Origin of the sequence: Ochrobactrum sp. BTU2, from assembly GCF_024539785.1 — a bacterium.
In the GTDB taxonomy this organism is placed as follows: Bacteria; Pseudomonadota; Alphaproteobacteria; order Rhizobiales; family Rhizobiaceae; genus Brucella; species Brucella anthropi.
This window is the reverse complement of sequence record NZ_JAHWRG010000005.1, coordinates 1-19,374: the sequence shown is the minus strand read 5'-3', so window position 1 is coordinate 19,374 and position 19,374 is coordinate 1. Positions and strand designations below refer to the sequence as shown.

The window sequence follows — 19,374 nt, the reverse complement described above, 5'->3', positions numbered from 1 at the left end:
CCGGATCAGGCTTACTTCAATGCACTGACACCAATGATGGCGGCGGCAAAATCGGGGCGGAAATCCACTTAGCGAAACGCCCGAAACTGTTCAGACAAACCGAGCCACTTCTTCTGGGTCAGACGGCGGCTGATTAGGAGACGATGGCGGATTGCCTGGCACCTCTGGTTCTTGCGTGCCTGACTGTGTCGGCATACCTGATTCCTGTGCAACTGCTATATTCGGGGCAATCAGTAGTAGTGCAAGAATGAGTAAGTTTTTCATTTTCCTACTCCGAGTTTAAATCATGGAACTGCCTTACATCTTCACTCCGCATCTTACGAAAGAAGGGCCTATTGAACCTCAGAAGAGCCTTGTTCGCCGCTGTTCTGAGGAGACACCCCATAATAATAAGGTGTTGCTAAGATAAATCCCAAGATTACAGCAACGGCTAAAATTAAGAACAATATCGACTTACGCATTCATTTCTCCTGTCCAAGACAGACTAAACGAACCGCCACCATTCGGGTTCCGTCCTCTCGACAAACATCTGAAGCGCACTATTTGCCGAAAGCAAAAATAGTCAGGGGATCAGGATGTCCAGTTCGGAAGAGACGGAGCCGACGGCAGACGGGCTGAAGGAAAGACTTCCATCGAAGTCAGCCGCCATCCACGAGCTAATCCGACGTGATGGTGAGAAGGAAATCAACCGAGATGCAATGGCGCTTTTCTGGTCAGCCATTGCAGGCGGAATTTCTATGAGCACATCCATGATCGCTCGGGGAATTTTGGAGACTTACCTTCCAGACAGCGATCTTTTCTTCCTTGTGAGCTCCGCAGGATACACGGTCGGGTTCATCATCGTCATCATCGCCAATCAGCAGCTATTCACGGAGAATACGATCACTCCTGTCTTGCCATTTATGACAGAGCCGACGCTGTCTCATTTCGTGAAAATGATCAGGTTGTGGACCATTGTTCTCTTCGGGAACTTGATTGGCGGTGCAATTGCAGCCTTCGTTATGGTTAGTATGCCGATTTTCTCGGACGAAGTGACCAAGACGTTTGTTGACATGGGTAAGCACCTTATAGCCAACAGCAGCAATGAACTATTCAGTAAGGGAATAATGTCAGGCTGGCTTATTGCCACGTTGGTCTGGACGCTTCACAGTACAAAGCAGGGGCACATAGCATTAATATTTCTCATCACCTACCTCATAGCTATCGGCGATTTAACGCACATCGTAGTGGGTTCAATTGAGGTGCTGTTTTTACTTATGATTGGAGAAGTCACCCCGTTTGACAGCATCTTTAAGTTCGGGCTCCCAACTTTGTTCGGGAACGTCGTTGGAGGAACGTTCATCTTCGGACTAATTTCGCACGCACAGGTGCGTGCCGACGAATAGTCAGGCGGTTTAGTCATACTGCGCAGCAAGCAGCACCTTTGTTTTTGGTGAAAGGTGCGCTCAAGCAATCCATAGACATTCTTCAAATTCAGTTCTGGGATTTCCAGACAGAAGCGAATGGGCTGATAGCCATTCTAACGCTTTTGATAATCACCACAATTAATTTGCTATGCCGACCTCATTGAGCGTCGGCGATGACAATTGAGGACCCTCCACATCAAGGCGTCATCAGACCAGGGCTCTTGATCTAGGAAACGCAGCAGAGATTGATGCTTGGCAGAAACCAGCCCCGGCGATGTTACCGCCGCCAGCGGCTCTACGCTTTCGCGCGCCACTGGGATCATCAACCCAGTACAATAATCCTGAAGCGTTCAGCCCTATCAACATGCCCGATTACTTCGATCAGCGCCTCCAAAAGCGCCTCGAACACACTTTCTTGTCTATTGTGAGTCTTATCCATGCCGACCATCTACGCACGGGATACATACCGTAGCTGACGTGACGATGTGACGTCCTCTTGCTGCAAGCGATAGGCACACAACGGATGCCGCGGTCAGTTGTCGCGCACGTAAGCGTTGCCTGCGGGATGTCTCGTAGAGTTTGCGGTAAACTGCGGCTTCCGTGCTGCGGCTGTTTGGTCTGGACGTGCGTGCCTTCGCACTGTTGATCAAGAGTCAATTGCTCTTTAATTCGTTGCAAGTATCAGGATCAAACCTTGTCCCCCAGTCAAGCGCGCACCGGGCGGTCAGCACCAAGAAATCTTCGTTTGGAACAGTTATAGTTTCGATGCGTTCCTTAGGAAGGAACAGTAGGGAGGAGGAACGATGAACAATAGCGAAATGAAAGCCTGCATTGATGCATGTTTAGCTTGTTATCAGACATGCATCGGAATGGCGTCCACACACTGCCTCGAAGAAGGTGGGGAACATGTCGAACCCATGCACTTTCGAACCATGGCAAAATTCCCCTTTTTCCATATGTGAAAACTCACCAAACTAGAGCATAAATTGGAGAACATATTCCAAGCTGGACACTCCATTCAAACGCCTGCGGCTCCGCCGTAGAACGGGAGGCAAGTGCCGCGGATTTTCGTTGGATGCCCAGCGTTCCCTCAACAACCTATTGTTTTCAGAGCCGACAAAGACCGCGTGGCTTGTTCACGGTACAGTAGTGTATCGCAGTCATGGAAACATTGCAGCCGAACAAATTAATCCGCGATACATAAAAGAATACGGCTTAAGCCGCGTCCGCGAGCGTCGGAGCAAAAGATCGCAGCCTCATGACCACAAGACGGCTTCACAATCACTCAATGAAGTCGTCATCTCCTAGCGTAACCGGTTTTGGTCGGAACTGTACGAAATAAAGTGATGTGTCTCTATAAATCGCGGGGAGCTTTTGTCCAGATCGAAAAGGACGTACTCCGCGCTGGTGGCGAGGATTGAGTTTTTGCCTTAAGATTAATAATATTGCTTAAAATAACAGCAAAAAGAAATAGCTTGACGGAAATGCCCGGAATTCAGTAATTTCTGGGCTAAATTCGTATTTGGCATTTGGGCCCTTCTCGGAATCTGAAAATTCCGGAGGGGTTTTTGTGTTTGGCTTTTCGCATGTCTCAAAGCAACAAAAAAGACATTCCTGTCGGTGTCCTGTTTTCGCACTTCGGTCCCTATCAAAAACTGGGCTATGAGGGCTATTGTGGAGCTATGGCTGCGATCAAGGCCGTCAATGATCGGGACCTTCCTTTCAATCTCGTGCCGCGCATCGCCGACCCAAGTGGTAACCCTGACCGTTATGCGCCGCTGAGCGAAGAACTGATTTCACGACAGGGCGTTAAACACATCATCGGCTGCACCACATCCTGGAGCCGCAAGGAAGTCATTCCCGTTGTCGAAAAGCGCGATACGCTGCTCTGGTATCCCTGCGTCTATGAGGGCTTTGAGGCCAGCGACCGTGTCGTTTATGCGGCGGCCTGCGCCAATCAGCATCTTGTGCCGCTGATCGACTTCATCGTTCCCCGCTTCGGTAATCGCGCCATATTGCTCGGTTCGAACTATATCTGGGGTTGGGAAACCAATCGCCTCGCCCGCGAAATGCTGAATGCGGCTGGCGGCGAAGTTCTCGGTGAGCGCGCCATTGCCATCGGCGACACGGATATCGATCATCTCATCCGGGAAATCGAAAGCAAGAAGCCCGACTTCATCCTCAACAATCTGATCGGTGAATCGTCCTATACGTTCCTGCGCGCCTATGCGGAACTGGGCCGCCGAAACAGCGATTTCCGCACCGATGTCAGGCCTGTTCTGAGCTGCAATCTCTATGAAAGCGAGCTGGAGCATGTCGGCGATGCCGCCGAGGGCAATTACAGCGTAAGCTGCTATTTCCGTACGCTGCCGGGCGAAACCAATCGCGCCTTTCTGGAAGCCGTCAGAAATAATGGCTTCGACGGCAGCCTTTCGGCCATATTCGCCCAAGCCTATTCCAGTGTTCTGATGATCGCCGCCGGTATCGAACGGGCAGGCACCGACGATGTCGAAAAAGTGCTTTCCGCAGTCCAGACGCACGCCACAAGCACACCGCTTGGCGATGTGCTGGTCGAACCGCGGACAAACCATATCGCCCTCCCCGCCCATATCGGACGGGCCAGACGAGATTGCAGCTTTGAAATCGTGCATGAGGCCGAGGTTGCCATTGAGCCGGACCCGTTCATGGCGCGAACGCATCTTCAAACATCCGCCAATCCGGGCCAGCAGCCCGGCTTTCTGAGGCTCGTCAAATGACCATGACAGACCCGGCCTTCACCGTTGCCAGTTGGGGCGCATTCGAAAACTGGACCGCGCTGATCGTCCATCGCCGCCACACCAATGTCGATGCGATTGTGCAGCAGTTACGCCGCATCGGCGTGAATGCCGTGGAATGCTGGCCAGACCTGCCTGAACACGCCGACATCTCCCGGTTCAATGTCGTCTTCTTCGATGTCGACATGGGATATGACGAACAGTTTCCATGGCCGCCGCAGCAGGCTCCTGTGCCCACTGTCGCCCTGATCGGCTCGGAAGCGCCGGGCCGGATCGGCTGGGCGCTCAATCAGGGCGCGGATGCGCAGCTTTTGAAGCCAATCGGCAATGCGGGCGTTTATAGCGCTCTGGTCATCGCCATGCACAATTTCCAGCGCCGCCATGCGCTGGCAACCGAAATCGGCGAACTGCGCGAAAGCCTTGCGGGGCGAGAAGCCATTGCACAGGCAACCGCGATCGTAATGTTCGCAGACAATATTTCCGCCAGACAGGCCTATCAGAAACTGCGCCTTGCCGCGATGGCGGAGCGAATCAGTGTCGAGGCCTTTGCCCGGCGCTTTCTGAACGAAAAGCAGACAGGGAACGATCGTGAGCGCGCTTGACACTCTTCCAGTCGGCCAGAAAAAAGCCGAACGCGGCGTTCTTGGCCGCATCATCCGCCGACCGTTGGCCGCATTCGGCCTTGTCGTCATCGTCGTCACTGTCGCAGCCGCGCTCTTCGCGCCGTGGATTGTTCCCTTCGATCCGAACGAACAGTTCTTCGACGGCCTGACGCTGGAAGGCGCGCCGCTCGCGCCCAACCTGAAATTCTGGTTCGGCACCGATCTCGTCGGGCGCGATCTGTTCTCCCGCCTGATCTATGGTGCACAGACCTCGCTGATCATCGGCGTGGTGGCCAACGGCATTGCGGTGCTCATCGGTTCGACTGTCGGCATTTGCGCCGGATATTTCCGTGGCTGGGTGGAAACCGTGCTGATGCGGTTCACCGATCTGATGATGGCCTTCCCCGCTTTGCTGCTGGCCATTGTGCTCGCCGCAATCTTCAAGCCGAGCCTCTGGATCGTCGCGATGGTGATCGCCATGGTCAACTGGGTTCAGATTGCGCGCGTGCTCTATACGGAAACCCGGTCTCTCTCGGAACGCGATTTCATCGAGGCCCAGCGCGCGATGGGTGCGGGTGCGCCTCGCATCATCCTCAAGCATATCCTGCCGCATCTCTTTTCCACGATGATCGTCTGGGCCACGCTTGGCATCGCCACCACTGTTCTTCTGGAGGCGACGCTGTCCTTCCTCGGCATTGGCGTGCAACCGCCGACGGCCTCCTGGGGCAATATCATCTTCGAAAACCAGACCTATTTCACGAGCGCACCCTGGCTCGTCTTCATTCCGGGCGCGGCAATCCTGTTGCTGGCGCTGGCCTTCAACCTCGTCGGTGATGCCTTGCGCGATGTGCTCGACCCAACCCAGCAGGGACACCACTGATGCTCGCCTATATCGCCCGCCGCCTCATCCAGACTGTGATGATCCTGATCGGCATCAGCTTCGTGACCTTCATCCTGCTTTATCTAGTGCCCGCCGATCCGGCGCGCCAGATTGCCGGGCGCAGCGCGACAGCACAGACGGTCGAGAATATTCGCGAACAGCTTGGCCTCAACCTGCCATTCTATGAGCAATATCTGCGCTATCTGAAGGGGCTCGTTCAGGGCGATCTCGGACGCTCCTATCTTCAGAAAACCGAAGTGGCGTCGCTGATCTGGTCACGCCTGCCCGCAAGCCTGCTGCTGATGGCCGGAGCTATCTTCTCGGAACTCGCCATCGGTCTCACCATGGGCGTCATCGCGGCCACCCGGCGCGGCAGCCGCACCGACAATGCCTTGATGATCTTTTCATTTGTCGGCGTTTCGGCCCCGCAATTCGTCATCGGCATTCTGATGCTCTACGTGTTTGCGGTTAAGCTCGGCTGGTTCCCGATTGGCGGTTACGGGACGTTCATGCATCTCGTTCTGCCTTCCCTGACGCTGGGTCTTCTGGGCGCAGGCTGGTATTCGCGCATGATGCGTTCCTCGCTGCTCGACGTTCTTCGTCAGGATTATATTCGTACCGCCCGCGCCAAGGGGCTGGCACGCTGGAAAATCCTGCTGCGTCACGCCATGCCCAACGCCATCCTGCCAATCATCGCCATGATCGGCATCGACATCGGCCTGTTCATGTCGGGCATCGTCGTCGTTGAAAGCGTGTTCGGCTGGCCCGGCATCGGTCAGCTTGCCTGGCAGGCCATCCAGCGCGTCGACATTCCCATCATCATGGGCGTCACAATTGTCTCCGCTTTCGCCATCGTTCTCGGCAATCTCATCGCCGACCTCATCACTCCACTGATCGATCCGCGCATCAAGCTGCGGTGAAACCAAAAGACTCCAGAGAAAGGGACACCAATGAAAAAGACTTTTCTATCCGGCATATCGGCGCTGGCGCTCGGCCTCGCCATCTCGTTCGGCGCGCAGGCCGCCGACATCAAGCAGGGTGGCTCGATGATCGTCACCTATAAGGATGACGTCTCGACACTCGATCCTGCCATCGGCTACGACTGGCAGAACTGGTCGATGATCAAGTCGCTGTTTGACGGTCTGATGGACTACGAGCCGGGCACCACTAATCTGCGCAAGGAAATTGCGGAAGATTACACGATCTCCGACGACGGCAAGACCTTCACCTTCAAACTGCGCAAGGGCGTGAAGTTCCACAACGGTCGCGAACTGAACGCCGACGACGTCAAATATTCCATCGAACGCGTCGTCAATCCAAAGACCCAGAGCCCCGGCGCTGGCTTCTTCGGCTCCATCGTCGGCTTTGAGGATGCATCCGCCGGCAAGGCCGAGGCACTTTCCGGCATCACCGTGGTTGATCCCTACACCATCAAGTTCGAACTGAGCCGTCCGGACGCGACCTTCCTGCATGTGCTGGCGCTGAATTTCGCCCATATCGTGCCCAAGGAAGAAGTCGAAAAATACGGCGCGGATTTCGGCAAGCATCCGGTCGGTTCCGGCGCTTTCAAGATGACCGAATGGACGCTCGGCCAGCGCATCGTTTTCGAGCGTTTCAAGGATTACTACAATCCGTCGCTGCCGAAGCTCGACCAGATCACCTTTGAGGTCGGTCAGGAACCGGTTGTTGCCCTCCTGCGTTTGCAGAACGGCGAAGTCGACATTCCGGGTGACGGCATTCCGCCTGCGAAGTTCATCGAAGTTACCAAGGATCCGAAGTTCAAGGACCTGATCATTCAGGGCGGCCAGCTGCACACCGGCTACGTCACCATGAACGTCAAGATCAAGCCTTTCGACAATGTGAAGGTGCGTCAGGCCGTCAACATGGCCATCAACAAGGACCGTATCGTCCGCATCATCAACGGTCGCGCCGTTCCGGCCAATCAGCCGCTGCCGCCGTCAATGCCGGGCTATGCCAAGGACTATAAGGGCTATCCTTACGATCCTGAAAAGGCAAAGGCGCTGCTTGCCGAAGCCGGTGTGGCCGATGGTTTCGAAACCGAGCTGTTCGTCGCCAATACCGATCCGCAGCCGCGCATCGCACAGGCCATCCAGCAGGATCTGGCCGCCATTGGCATCAAGGCTTCCATCAAGTCGCTGGCGCAGGCCAATGTCATCGCAGCAGGCGGCGAGCCAGACGGCGCGCCGATGGTCTGGTCCGGCGGCATGGGCTGGATTGCCGACTTCCCGGATCCGTCCAACTTCTATGGCCCGATCCTGGGTTGCAGCGGCGCGGTACAGGGCGGCTGGAACTGGTCGTGGTACTGCAATGCAGAGCTGGACAAGAAGGCGCAGGAAGCTGACGCCATTGTCGACCCGGCCCGCAAGGAAGAACGCGAAGCCATGTGGCGCGATATCTATCTGAAGATCATGGACGACGCGCCATGGGCGCCGATCTTCAACGAGGAGCGCTTCTCGGTTCGCTCCGAACGTCTGGGCGGTCCCGACGCGATCTTCGTCGATCCTGTCCACATCCCGGTCAATTACGACGAGGTTTATGCAAAAGATGTGCAATAATTGCCATTACACTATTCATGGTCGGCATCATCATTTCGGCTGGGACAACTCGTTCCAGCCGGCTGAAACGGTTGCGCCCGGCTCGACCCTGAAATTCGAATGTCTGGACAGCGGCGCAGGCCATTATCATCGCGGCAGCACTGTCGCCGATGTGTCGACGATGGACTTTTCCAAGGTCAATCCGGTTACTGGCCCCATTTTCGTCGATGGTGCCAAGCCGGGCGATGTGCTGAAAATCACCATCCACCAGTTCGAGCCTTCAGGTTTCGGCTGGACGGCAAATATTCCGGGCTTCGGTCTTCTCGCCGACGACTTCAAGGAACCGGCGCTGGCCTTGTGGAACTATAATCCCACAACGCTGGAACCAGCACTTTTCGGAGAGCATGCCCGCGTACCGCTGAAGCCGTTCGCCGGAACCATCGGCGTCGCACCGGCGGAAAAGGGCCTGCATTCGGTTGTGCCGCCGCGTCGTGTCGGCGGCAATCTCGACATTCGCGATCTTGCAGCAGGAACCACGCTTTATCTGCCAATCGAAGTCGAAGGCGCTCTGTTCTCCATTGGTGATACCCATGCGGCACAGGGCGACGGCGAAGTCTGCGGCACCGCCATCGAAAGCGCGATGAATGTGGCTCTGACGCTGGATCTCATCAAAGATACGCCACTGAAGATGCCCCGGTTCACCACGTCTGGGCCAGTGACGCGGCACCTCGATACCAAGGGTTACGAAGTCACCACCGGTATCGGGTCCGATCTGTGGGAAGGCGCGAAAGCCGCCCTCTCCAACATGATCGACCTTCTTTGCCAGACGCAGAACCTCAACCCGGTGGATGCCTATATGCTCTGCTCGGCCTGCGGTGATCTGCGCATCAGCGAAATCGTCGATCAGCCGAACTGGGTCGTATCGTTCTACTTCCCGCGTTCCGTTTTCGAATAAGGCATAAGGGGGCGGCTCCCGTCGCCCTCTTCCATCACTCAGCGAGCACAAACATGAACACGTCTTCTCCGCTTCTGCAGGTAAGAGATCTGGTGACGCAGGTTGCGACACCCGATGGTGCACGCACTGTCGTCGAGCGACTTTCCTTTGATCTGCAATCCGGGGAGACCTTATGCATCGCCGGCGAAAGCGGTTCCGGCAAATCCATGACCGTGCTCTCGCTGATGCAGCTTTTGCCAAAGTCCTTGGCACGCGTGACCGGCGGCACCGCCGTGATGAACGGTCGCGACATTCTCAAGCTCAACGAAAACCAGATGCGCAGTGTGCGCGGGCGTCATATCGGGATGATCTTTCAGGAACCCATGACCTCGCTGAACCCGGTTCTGACCGTGGGGCGACAACTGGCGGAAGCCGTTGCCAATGAAGCTAGCCCGAATGGCGGCCTGTCCGGTGCGGCGCTGAAACAGCGCTGCAAGGACTTGCTCGATCAGGTTCAGATCTCCGATTCCAGCCGCCGTCTGCTGCAATACCCATACGAACTCTCCGGCGGCATGCGCCAGCGTGTCATGATCGCCATGGCGCTTGCCCAGAAGCCAGAAATCCTCATCGCCGACGAGCCGACGACCGCGCTCGACGTGACAGTCCAGTCGCAGATACTTGCGCTCATTCGCAAACTGCAGGCAGAGAACGGCATCTCGGTCATTCTTATCACCCATGATATGGGCGTTGTCGCCGAAATGGCAGACCACGTGCTCGTGATGAACAAGGGCAGGCAAGTCGAGCAAGGCCCGGTTCGCGATGTCTTCCATCATCCTCGTGACGAATATACGCAACGATTGCTCGCAGCCGTACCGCGGTTGGGCGAAATGACTGGCACCGATAAGCCGAAGCGCGCGCCAGCGGAACCAAAGGCCGAGTCAGCGCCTGCTCCATCCAGCCCTATTCTCGAAGTCGAGAATCTGGTTGTTCGTTTCGACATAAAGGGCGGTATCTTGCAGCGCCCCGTTCGGCGCGTTCATGCTGTGGAGGGCGTATTCTTTACTGTCAATCGCGGTGAGACACTGTCACTGGTAGGCGAATCCGGCTGCGGCAAGTCCACGACGGGCAAAGCTCTGCTCAATCTGGTTCCGTGGAGCGGCGATATCCGCATCGATGGCAAGAGCACGAAGGGTCTGAGCCGCACAGCCATGCGACCGGTGCTTCGTGACATTCAGATGATCTTTCAGGATCCCTATGCGTCGCTCGATCCGCGCATGCGGGTTGGCGACCTTGTGGGCGAACCGCTGACGATCCATGGCCTGGCATCGGGCAGTGAACTGAAAGACCGTGTTGAATACCTCTTCCGCCGGGTCGGCATGTCTGCGGATCAGATGAAGCGCTATCCGCACGAATTCTCCGGCGGCCAGCGCCAACGCATTTGCATTGCGCGTGCTTTGTCATTGTCGCCGAAGCTGATTGTAGCGGACGAAAGCGTTGCGGCTTTGGACGTTTCGATTCAGGCTCAGGTTCTGGATCTTTTGCAGGACATCCAGAACGAGACAGGCGTGTCGTATCTCTTCATCAGCCACGACATGGCGGTGGTCGAGCAGATCAGCCACCGTGTAGCGGTGATGTATGCAGGACGCTTTGTGGAAACCGGGACACGTTCGCAGGTGTTTGAACATCCTGCCCATGACTATACGCGCCGGCTGATGTCAGCGGTTCCTGTAGCTGATCCAGATCGTGAGCGTCGATTGTTTGTCGCCAATGAGGGCGAGCTTCCAAGCCCGGTGAAGTCGCTAGATTATGTGGCGCCGCATCTTGAACATGTGGCGCTTGGCGATGGACATTCTGTCTGGCATGAGGCTGGTGTCTAGGCTCAGGACTTAGCTAACAGGGCTGTTTCCCATGTCGTAAGCCAATTTTCCCAACATCCAGCTCAATATGCGACGGTGACGAATAGTCTGTCGCTCCTTGATCTAGAAGAGGGTAGCAACGCCTCGCTGGGGCCAGGACGGTCAGATCTCTTATTGCGTTGTAGAGATCTATGATGAGGGTCACTTATGAGCCGACGCCCATTCCGGTGTGCCGACCGACGAAATGCGCCGCCATGTGCGAGATTCGCAGCCGAACTGTTGACGAATGTCCAGATCGACGTCGACATGTGGTCTGTGAAAAACAAAACTGTCTAAACATTCCCGCCCCTCTCCGCACCTCTGCTTCGCTTCGCGTGAAAATCACGAACTCTTCATTGTGCTGCTCGTCATTCGACAGGTCTCGGGTCCTTCAGCACTCGAAAACCTGCTTAGGTTGCTCCCCGAAATGTTGACCCGAACGTAGGGTCGGTTCTCCAAGACGCTTCATCCATTGTTTCGTGGCAACTAGAGCGAACCGGGATTTTCCAGGACGTCATGTGTCAATATTCGAGCGCATATCCGATATCATTCCAAATTTCATTGAATGATGCCGCAGGAACTTTAGGGGGTTTTGAGGAATAAAGCTCGCGCCGTCGCGCAATAGGTTTGCCCTAGCTGTAACCCGCAATATCATATGGCACTACCGGGATAGTCCGGGATTAAGTGGGATTGTTTGGGAAGCTGGCAAAAACTGCGATTTATCAACGCATTAAAGCGGAAGAGCAGTAAGTCGATACTACATTGGCCAAAATCGCCGTGCAAAATCGGTTGGCACAAAACCGACCGAAACCCGAAATCGCGTGAAACCTAACTCTTTGAAAAATAAGAAACTGGCCGCTTAAGGTGGAAAGAAAAAGTGGCACTAATTTTTGCTCTTTCCACCTTAAATTTATTCAACGAATTCAATAGCATAAAATTTTAAGACAAGTTTTCGACTGGCTCAAGGTGGAAAATTTCAAATCGCCGCAACACCCCATTAAAGCCCCCTTTAACGGACGATCATCAAGCGGTGTTCCGGCCTTCCTCTCGGTTCCGGGATTGCTCCTGCAGCTTGCGTTTGAACAGTAGCCGTAGCCGGGGTAGCGTCGCGTCAACTTCTTCCACATCGTCGATGTTGTTAACAAGTGTTAGAAGCTCATTATAGAGGTCGGCCGCATCTTCGGTAATGGTTTCACCGTGCATGCCGCCGCCAATTTCCTTGCGTGCCTCGCGAGCCAGCCGCGCCAGTTTGTGCAATAGCTGCTTATTGACAGTCCTGCTCGGTGCCGGAGCTTTTGCCGGATCTGCGAACATATCGCCCTGGCCAGTTAATAGCCAATTCGCGTTAATTGCGAATCGAGAGCAATAAATCTCGAGCACTGAAGCGTCAGGCGTCCGCTCGCCGCGTTCATAGAATGCGAGCGAATTTTTGCTGATACCAAGCTCCGCAGCAAGTGCTTGTCGATCCGAATAATTCAATTCTTCCCGCACCTTACGAAGTCTGGATGCTAGCGCAGTTTTGGGTTCGTTCTCCGGTCTAGCCAATAATCACAAATAACCACGAACGCACTTTACTATTGTGCATTTGTGGTTTATCCCTATCTATGCAGACCGCGAATGCGTTCCGCAATTGTTACCGAGTCATCAACAAAAAGCGGATGCGCCAACATCCGCTCCTTGCAGGAGTAGCCTCATGGGTAAGACCCAGCCGAAATGGGACCGGCATTCGATCCTTGCGGAATTTCGCCGTCGCGGCGTGAAGTTCTCCGAGTTTGCCATCGAACACGGCCGTAACCCGAATACCTTCCGCAGCATCTGGACCCGCTGGAACCGACCCAACGAACAGTTGATCGCCGATTTCCTCGGTGATCCTGTCGAGGTGGTTTTTCCGGACCGTTACCCCGTGAGCGCTACTCGCATCTTTGATAGCAGACAGAAGTCATCAAAAGCGAGTCAGAAATCCGTCTCTTCCTCTGACAGGGTTGCAGCGTAATGACCCGTTTCTTGTCAAAGCTCGCCCGCGTTTCTGACAACGCCACTTTCTTCGACGCATTGTCATTTTGGTTCGTTTTAGCTTTTTGCCTTGGCGTCATGTTCTGCGCCCAGGTTGCAGCGATTGTCATCATGGTTGTGAGGGCGGGCTGATGGAAAAGCTTGTTTTCGCAATAATCGCAGGATTTGCGGGCGCTGCTGTTTATGGCTTGGCGGCGTTAATCGCGGCGCACGTAAAACAGCGGCGCGCACAACGGCGCGCCGAGTGTTTTTACGAAAAGATTGATGTGTTCAGGGCTGATTTGTTGGGTGTCCCGCCTGCTTCCTGGCGGACCAAAGGCGAAGGTCACTGACAATGGGCTCCAACACTTCTGCCAGAGCTGCTGACGCTTCAGTTTCACCAACAGCATTGAGGCGAGCAATCCCCATAGTTGAATGGTGTTCGAACGCTTTCAGGGAAAGCTGGTCATTCTCAAAAAGTGCCGCGATTAGTACTCTGTACGCGGTAGCCATCGCCAACAATTTTTCATCTGATGAAAAATGCATTCAAATCGTTCCTTTGTGGTTGGTTCATAAGGGAATGAAAGGTGCCGGACGGCGCTCGAACGCCGTCCGGTTCCGCCAAGGTACCAAGATTCATCAAAACACCAATCGATTTCACAGATCGCGCCGCTCCCCCTGGCGCGATGAGCGCGCCCGCTATTTTGCTTCCCGTTTCATGGCGGGCGCGCATCCCTTCACCCAGTCTTCAACCGCATTTGAATGAGCATTCTCATGACCGCCCCATATGAGTACAAACGCATCCCGCTTTATCTGGTCGATGTTCCGGAGGGCCGCATTCGCCGTCAGCGCGGTGAGCGCACCCGTCTTTTCAGCCCCCGCCCTATGACGGGTGCGCGCTTCATCTCCATGTCCATCAACCTCCATTCAAGACGAGCATTCGCATGACTGTTCCATATGAATTCAAACGCATACCGCTTTATCTGATCGACCTTCCGGAAGGTCGCATTCGCCGTCAGCGCGCCGAACGCGTCGAAACGCTGGCGAAAGACATTGCCGTTCAGGGCCAGTTGCAGCCGATCGTTGTTGTCGAAAACGAAGATGGGCGTTTCAGCCTTGATGACGGTGCGCTGCGCGTTGCTGCCTTGCGCCAAAACAAGGCCGACGAGATTGATGCGCGTGTCACGCCGATTGCATGGCTGAAGCCGCAAGAACGTCGCCTGCGCGAGATCATGATCAACCTCAACCGCGAGCCGTATACAGCGCTGGAAGAAGGTGAAGCGCTGGCGGAATTGAAGCGCGTTTATGAAGAACTGCATCCGCAGACAAAGAACGGCGCCAATGGTGGTCGTGGTGGTAAAAAGAATGAGACGGAAATTTTTTCCTTCTCAATCGTAGCAGCTGAAGCAACAGGTTTTTCCGACCGTGCAATCCGCATGGCCGTCGCCATGGTCAACGGCCTTTCACCGGAAACTAAGGACCGCGTCCGTGGTACGGCCGTTGAACGCAAAGCCCTCGATCTGCGCAATCTTGCCGTTATGCCGCATGAATTGCAGAGCAAGGCGCTCGATCTCCTTTTCAGTGAGCCTCCGCAGGCTGGTTCAGTAGCAGAGGCATTGGTGTTAGCCGAAGGTCGCAAGCCGGAAAACCCGGTCGAAAAGACTTTCCGCAGTTTCAGCGATACCTGGACGCGGTTTGAAGTGCGCTATCGGCGCAATTTCATCCGAGCGCATAAAGATGAAATCCTCTCTATTCTGGCTGAGGAAGGCGCTCTCTGATGGTGAAGCTGCGGGGCGATAGCCTGACAGGCGATCTGCTGGCATGGGAGCCGCCGAAGGTTGCGGCCGGGTTTGAACCCGGCGCAATCCGGGGCAACCGCCTTGCCTCGCAGATCAGTCAAGCCGTCGCCCTGGCACTGAAATCATCCAGCATGTCCCGCGCCGAGATCGCCACCGCAATGTCGATTGAGCTTGGTTATCAAATATCGGAGAACATGCTGGCGAACTATGCCTCGGAAGGTGCTGAGACCCATCGCATCACACTCGAACGCTTCATCGCCCTGATCGAAGTAACCGGTTGCATTGATCTGCTCGGCTTCTTCGCAGCCCGCTTTGGACAGGTCGTTGTTGATCGGAAGTACCAGGCGCTGATCAATGTGCATCTGGCCGACGAGGCTGAGCAGAAAATCCAGAAATTTAAAGCGGCGGAAAAGGCCAAGTGGGGAGCCATCTGACCATGAACATTCACGCTCCAATGTCCGTTCAAATGTGGTTTACGGCACAGGAAATGGCCGATGCAGCAAGGGATGGCCTGCTGCCGGGCCTACCGGAAAGCAGGCAGGGCATCAATGATCTGGCGCGCCGGGAGAACTGGTCCCGCTATCATGCGCTTGTACGCCCTCGTGGCGGTCGGGAGGGCGGCGGCGGCTTTGAGTATCATATTGATGTGCTGCCTCTGGATGTTCGCCTCTGCTATCTTCAGCGCTTTATCAAGGTTGACGACGACGATCTGCGGATTTCTGGCGCTGTTGACGCCAACCTGAGCGAAAGAGCACGCCAGGAGCGCGGCGCGCGTATCATCACAGTGCGGCTTGCCGACCGATACAAGCGCCTGAACGGAATGACCGTTCTGGCTTCTGATCATTTATTTGTCCAGGCATTCAATCGCGGCAAGGTTCAGGACCTGCCAGATTGGGTTGGTGAAACCATTGGCAAGCTTTCCGTGCGCAGCCTCCAGCGTTGGCGTAGCAAAGCGCGCGACAATGATGGTTTGACGCTAGCACATGACCCAGCGGATGCGCGTAAAGGCACCAGCCTCCTCGAAACTGCAAACCAAGGTGAGGTGCGCCGTCATATTCTGGCATGGGTCGCCGATGCGCCATCAATGTCAGCGAAGGTCATTCGCGATCAGGTCGAATACCAGTTTGGTCGCGAACTCGTCGATCGGGATGGCACTTTGAGGCCGTTGCCTGAAGTTCGCATGTTTCAGTATTTCATATCGCGGCTGCGCGAAACCGAGAAAGCGGCCATTCTGGCCTATTCCAATCCAGACGCATTCCGTTCGCGCATGAAGCTGGTTGGTACTGGCGCCTATCGGTACGTCACGCGCATGAACCAGATGTGGATGATTGACGCATCGCCGGTTGATGCGCTCTGCGTCGATGGTCGGTGGTCCATGTATGCCTGCATCGATGTCGCAACACGCCGCTTCATTATCACATTCTCAAAAACGCCACGTGCAGAGGCTGTCGGCCTGTTGATCCGCCGCGCCATTCTTGAATGGGGTGTGCCGGAAGTCATCAAAACCGATAACGGCTCTGATTTCGTCGCGGCTGCCACGATGCGGCTTCTATCCGATCTCGATATCAAGCCGGACACGTCACATGCCTACAGTCCTGCAGAAAAGGGGCTTGTCGAGCGGGCCATCAAAACTTTTCAGCACGAAGTCGCGCCGCAGCTTCCAGGATACATCGGTCACAATGTTGCCGAGCGGAAGGCGATTGAGAGCAAAAAGAGTTTCGCGCAGCGACTGGGGGCTGATGAGCGCGACCTGTTCGAAGTCACCATGACAATCGAGGAACTGCGTTCCTACACCGACGATTGGCTTACCTACATCTATAATGAGAACAAGCACTCCGGTCTCAAGGGCATTTCCCCTAATGAAGCTGCCCTTCGATCGACTGAGCCTGTTCGACGCGTCGATCAACGAGCGCTTGATGCCTTGTTGATGCCAATCGCTGGCAACAATGGGATACGCAAGGTCGGGCATCAGGGCATCCGCATCGACAACCTGTTCTACCTGCCGAAAGCCATCATGGTCGGAACGGAGGTTTTCTGCCGTCATCATCCGGATGATCTTGGCCAGATTTACGTCTACACGCCCGACGGTCGCCAGTTCCTCGACACAGCCATCTGCCCGGAGATTTCCGGTGTTAATCCTGCCGAGTTCGCAAAAGCGCGCATGGATGCGGTCAATTCCCTCGTCAAAGACCGCCTGAAGGATATCAAGGCAGAAGTTCGCCAGATCAAAAAAGGGCCTGCCGCCATTATCCGCTCCATAGAGGTTGCCAAGAAGCGGGTAACAGAGCGTTTGGCCGAAAGTGCGAACGTTATCCAGTTGCCGAAGCGGGAAGAACAGCACTCGACGCCAGCAATCGCGGCGGCAGTGGACGCCATAACTCTACCGCAGACGGCGCACCAGCCAAAGCCATTGAATGAAAAAGCAACTGCCATTCATCAGGCCCTGCAGCGCGAAGCGGAAGTTCGTCGCGAAACCAAAATTGTGCACCTCGATCCTGACGCGAGCCTGAAGCCAGCCGCACGTCGCTTCAAATGGGCGATGGATCTGGAGGCTCGCATCGCTGGCGGCGAGGAACTGGACGCGGAGAGTGCGGTGCAACTGGTTCGATACCAGGCCACTGCTCAGTACCAGACCAACAAGGACATGATGAAGATTTTCGGGCTGGAGAAGGCTCTTTTGACAGCCGTCTGAAAAGAAAAGGCCCCGTTAGCGGCGGGGCCAAAATGTAGGTCATTTGCCTAATATGCGAGGAAATCCATGACACCATTAAATGAAATTGTCAATGAAGCAGGCACAGCGCCGATCAAGAACGTTGCGCTGTGTCTGGCGCTGGCCCGCTCGCTGCAGAACCGCCATCCGTCGCAGCCGAACCTTGGTGTTTTTGCCGGTTTCTCAGGGTACGGCAAGAGCAAGGCGGCGGTATTTGCGCAGAGCGGCACGAATGCCGTCCTGATTGAGGTTTCCGATACCTGGACGAAGAAAACCCTTCTTCAGAAAATCCTTTCCGAACTTGGACAGCCTCATGCCAGGGGCACGCTCGCCGATCTGGAAGAAGAGATCATCGGCACACTCGCACGCGATCCGCACCGTCCCCTGATCATAGACGAAGCTGACAAGCTTGCCGACAAGAACATGATCGAAATGCTGCGCATGATCGCCAAGAAGTCGAATGTGCCTGTCATGCTGATCGGTGAAGAGTTGCTGCCGAAGAAGCTGGAGCGCATTGATCGTTTTCGCGATCTGGTTCTGGAATGGGTCTATGCGCAGCCCTGCGATCTGGATGACACGCGCTCTCTCGCTCGTGCCTATTATCCAACGGTTACAGTCGCAGATGACCTTCTGGATCACGTGCGCGACCAGGCGAAGGGCCGTGCCCGTCAGATATGCAACAGTCTCCACGCCATTGCCAACGCTGCCAATGTCGGTGGTCTCACGCACATCAGCCTGAAAGAGTATCGCAGCCAGGACGGGTATTTTGCGTCCGACAAGGTTCCTGTCCGCCGCGAACAGGAGGCCGCGTAATGTCGATCGTCCTGAAACTCACTGCCGCCAAGGATCGGCCTCCGCTGCGTGGTTTCGATCACTACTGGAATGTGATCATGGATTGCGCGATGGCCGAGGAGCCTTTTTCGGCCCGTGAGATATTTGATCGTTCCAACGCCCGCATGTCCGACATCAATGATTTCCTGCGCCGATTGCTGAAAGCCGAAATTATTGAAATGACCGGCGATATCGGTGACCGGAATGAGGCTTCCTATCGCGTGCTGGTCAGGCAATCGGCAACACCGAAAGTTCGCCGCGACGGCACGGTTGTTGACGGCATGACCAAACAGCAGGCCATCTGGAATTATATGAGATCGGAAGCTGGACGCCTCGGCTTCACCGCGCAGGATATCACGGTCTGGCAGCGCGCTGGCGATACGCCAATCGATATCGATGCCGTCAAATCCTACATCAAATTCCTGCACAAGGCTGGATACCTGCTGGAGGTTCAGAAAGGTCGTCCGGGCAAGCTCGGCGTCTATCGCCTGCAGCATCATATGAACACCGGCCCCAAGCCGCCGATGATCCTGCGCATCAAGGCTGTATTCGACCAAAACCGGCATGAAATTGTCGGCCCTGCTGAAGCGCAGGAGGTCCAGCCGTGACCATCGTAAAGCTAACCAATATCGAGAAGGCACGCGCTGCCTGGGGCAACGTTATTCCTGACTGGATCGTCATTCTGGCTGAAGCCTGTGATCAGGAAAGCCAGTCAGCGATTTCCCGCAAAGTTGGGTATTCGGCCTCTGCCGTCAGCCAAGTTCTCTCCAATAGCTATCAGAACGGCGATATCGGCCGTGTCGAACTGGCCGTGCGTGGTGCGTTGATGGCGGAGACTGTTCGCTGTCCGGCGCTCGGCGACATTGCCCGCAATGTCTGCATCTCCTGGCAGCGAAAACCTTTCAGCACCGCAAACGCTCACAATGTCCGGATGTTTCATGAATGCCGGTCCGGATGCCCGTTCAGCCATTTGAAGGAAGGAGCATAATCATGCTG

20 protein-coding genes and 2 pseudogenes are annotated in these 19,374 nt (G+C 55.3%); 19 read left to right on the top strand and 3 right to left on the bottom strand.

The genetic code is table 11. The features are described from left to right. Positions 1-332: 332 nt before the first annotated feature. Complete coding sequence (locus KWJ32_RS15950; RefSeq protein WP_256886146.1) at positions 333-461, bottom strand: hypothetical protein; 129 nt, start codon at positions 459-461, stop codon at positions 333-335. Between the two features lie 114 nt (positions 462-575). On the opposite strand from KWJ32_RS15950, the gene KWJ32_RS15945 reads away from it, so the two are divergent. Continuing rightward, entirely contained in the window at positions 576-1,385 is an 810-nt protein-coding gene (locus KWJ32_RS15945; protein WP_256886145.1) for a formate/nitrite transporter family protein, read from the top strand. Positions 1,386-1,552: 167 nt separating this feature from the next. Here KWJ32_RS15945 and KWJ32_RS15940 read toward each other — a convergent pair. Beyond that, positions 1,553-1,741 (bottom strand): annotated as a pseudogene (locus KWJ32_RS15940) (transposase); the annotation flags it as partial. 468 nt (positions 1,742-2,209) lie between these two features. On the opposite strand from KWJ32_RS15940, the pseudogene KWJ32_RS15935 reads away from it, so the two are divergent. The 8 genes and pseudogenes from KWJ32_RS15935 to KWJ32_RS15900 form a co-directional block, all read left to right on the top strand. Further along, positions 2,210-2,341: pseudogene (locus tag KWJ32_RS15935) on the top strand (four-helix bundle copper-binding protein); the annotation flags it as partial. Positions 2,342-2,992: 651 nt separating this feature from the next. Further along, entirely contained in the window at positions 2,993-4,162 is a 1,170-nt protein-coding gene (locus KWJ32_RS15930) for a transporter substrate-binding domain-containing protein (RefSeq protein ID WP_040129396.1), read from the top strand. Next, the gene (locus KWJ32_RS15925) at positions 4,159-4,782 is read left to right on the top strand and encodes an ANTAR domain-containing protein (protein ID WP_235909153.1); all 624 of its coding nucleotides are present in this window, start codon (positions 4,159-4,161) and stop codon (positions 4,780-4,782) included. Before KWJ32_RS15930 ends, KWJ32_RS15925 begins: the two co-directional genes overlap by 4 nt. Next, on the top strand, positions 4,769-5,662 hold the full coding sequence (locus KWJ32_RS15920) for an ABC transporter permease (RefSeq protein ID WP_235909152.1): 894 nt from the start codon (positions 4,769-4,771) through the stop codon (positions 5,660-5,662). Before KWJ32_RS15925 ends, KWJ32_RS15920 begins: the two co-directional genes overlap by 14 nt. Then, on the top strand, positions 5,662-6,582 hold the full coding sequence (locus tag KWJ32_RS15915; protein ID WP_040129398.1) for an ABC transporter permease: 921 nt from the start codon (positions 5,662-5,664) through the stop codon (positions 6,580-6,582). Before KWJ32_RS15920 ends, KWJ32_RS15915 begins: the two co-directional genes overlap by 1 nt. A 30-nt stretch (positions 6,583-6,612) precedes the next feature. Next, positions 6,613-8,238, top strand: a complete 1,626-nt coding sequence (locus tag KWJ32_RS15910; RefSeq protein WP_040129400.1) for an ABC transporter substrate-binding protein — start codon at positions 6,613-6,615, stop codon at positions 8,236-8,238. Further along, on the top strand, positions 8,228-9,172 hold the full coding sequence (locus KWJ32_RS15905) for an acetamidase/formamidase family protein (protein WP_040129402.1): 945 nt from the start codon (positions 8,228-8,230) through the stop codon (positions 9,170-9,172). Before KWJ32_RS15910 ends, KWJ32_RS15905 begins: the two co-directional genes overlap by 11 nt. Before the next feature lie 53 nt (positions 9,173-9,225). Further along, positions 9,226-11,028, top strand: a complete 1,803-nt coding sequence (locus KWJ32_RS15900; protein ID WP_040129404.1) for an ABC transporter ATP-binding protein — start codon at positions 9,226-9,228, stop codon at positions 11,026-11,028. A 1,041-nt stretch (positions 11,029-12,069) separates the two neighbouring features. On the opposite strand, the gene KWJ32_RS15895 is transcribed toward KWJ32_RS15900, so the two are convergent. Next, entirely contained in the window at positions 12,070-12,591 is a 522-nt protein-coding gene (locus KWJ32_RS15895; RefSeq protein WP_256886144.1) for a helix-turn-helix domain-containing protein, read from the bottom strand. Between the two features lie 148 nt (positions 12,592-12,739). Here KWJ32_RS15895 and KWJ32_RS15890 point away from each other — a divergent pair, with 148 nt between their 5' ends. The 10 genes from KWJ32_RS15890 (at position 12,740) to KWJ32_RS15845 (ending at position 19,366) form a co-directional block, all read left to right on the top strand. Beyond that, complete coding sequence (locus KWJ32_RS15890; protein WP_256886143.1) at positions 12,740-13,039, top strand: helix-turn-helix domain-containing protein; 300 nt, start codon at positions 12,740-12,742, stop codon at positions 13,037-13,039. 151 nt (positions 13,040-13,190) lie between these two features. After that, the gene (locus tag KWJ32_RS15885) at positions 13,191-13,391 is read left to right on the top strand and encodes a hypothetical protein (RefSeq protein WP_256886142.1); all 201 of its coding nucleotides are present in this window, start codon (positions 13,191-13,193) and stop codon (positions 13,389-13,391) included. A gap of 2 nt (positions 13,392-13,393) precedes the next feature. After that, positions 13,394-13,804 carry a hypothetical protein gene (locus KWJ32_RS15880; RefSeq protein ID WP_256886141.1) on the top strand — a complete coding sequence of 137 codons (411 nt, stop codon included), beginning with the start codon at positions 13,394-13,396 and terminating at the stop codon, positions 13,802-13,804. Positions 13,805-13,812: 8 nt separating this feature from the next. Further along, the gene (locus tag KWJ32_RS15875) at positions 13,813-13,986 is read left to right on the top strand and encodes a hypothetical protein (RefSeq protein WP_256886140.1); all 174 of its coding nucleotides are present in this window, start codon (positions 13,813-13,815) and stop codon (positions 13,984-13,986) included. Further along, complete coding sequence (locus tag KWJ32_RS15870) at positions 13,983-14,816, top strand: ParB/RepB/Spo0J family partition protein (protein ID WP_256886139.1); 834 nt, start codon at positions 13,983-13,985, stop codon at positions 14,814-14,816. Before KWJ32_RS15875 ends, KWJ32_RS15870 begins: the two co-directional genes overlap by 4 nt. Further along, positions 14,816-15,271, top strand: coding sequence for a phage regulatory CII family protein (locus tag KWJ32_RS15865; RefSeq protein ID WP_256886138.1), 456 nt, complete (start codon positions 14,816-14,818; stop codon positions 15,269-15,271). The genes KWJ32_RS15870 and KWJ32_RS15865 overlap by 1 nt, the downstream gene beginning before the upstream one ends. Positions 15,272-15,273: 2 nt before the next feature. After that, complete coding sequence (locus KWJ32_RS15860; RefSeq protein WP_256886137.1) at positions 15,274-17,529, top strand: transposase family protein; 2,256 nt, start codon at positions 15,274-15,276, stop codon at positions 17,527-17,529. Between the two features lie 66 nt (positions 17,530-17,595). Further along, a complete protein-coding gene (locus KWJ32_RS15855) occupies positions 17,596-18,360 on the top strand; it encodes an ATP-binding protein (RefSeq protein ID WP_256886136.1) in 765 nt (254 codons plus the stop codon). Continuing rightward, on the top strand, positions 18,360-18,986 hold the full coding sequence (locus KWJ32_RS15850; RefSeq protein WP_256886135.1) for a hypothetical protein: 627 nt from the start codon (positions 18,360-18,362) through the stop codon (positions 18,984-18,986). The genes KWJ32_RS15855 and KWJ32_RS15850 overlap by 1 nt, the downstream gene beginning before the upstream one ends. Continuing rightward, complete coding sequence (locus tag KWJ32_RS15845) at positions 18,983-19,366, top strand: transcriptional regulator (protein WP_151691385.1); 384 nt, start codon at positions 18,983-18,985, stop codon at positions 19,364-19,366. The genes KWJ32_RS15850 and KWJ32_RS15845 overlap by 4 nt, the downstream gene beginning before the upstream one ends. Positions 19,367-19,374 lie beyond the last annotated feature (8 nt).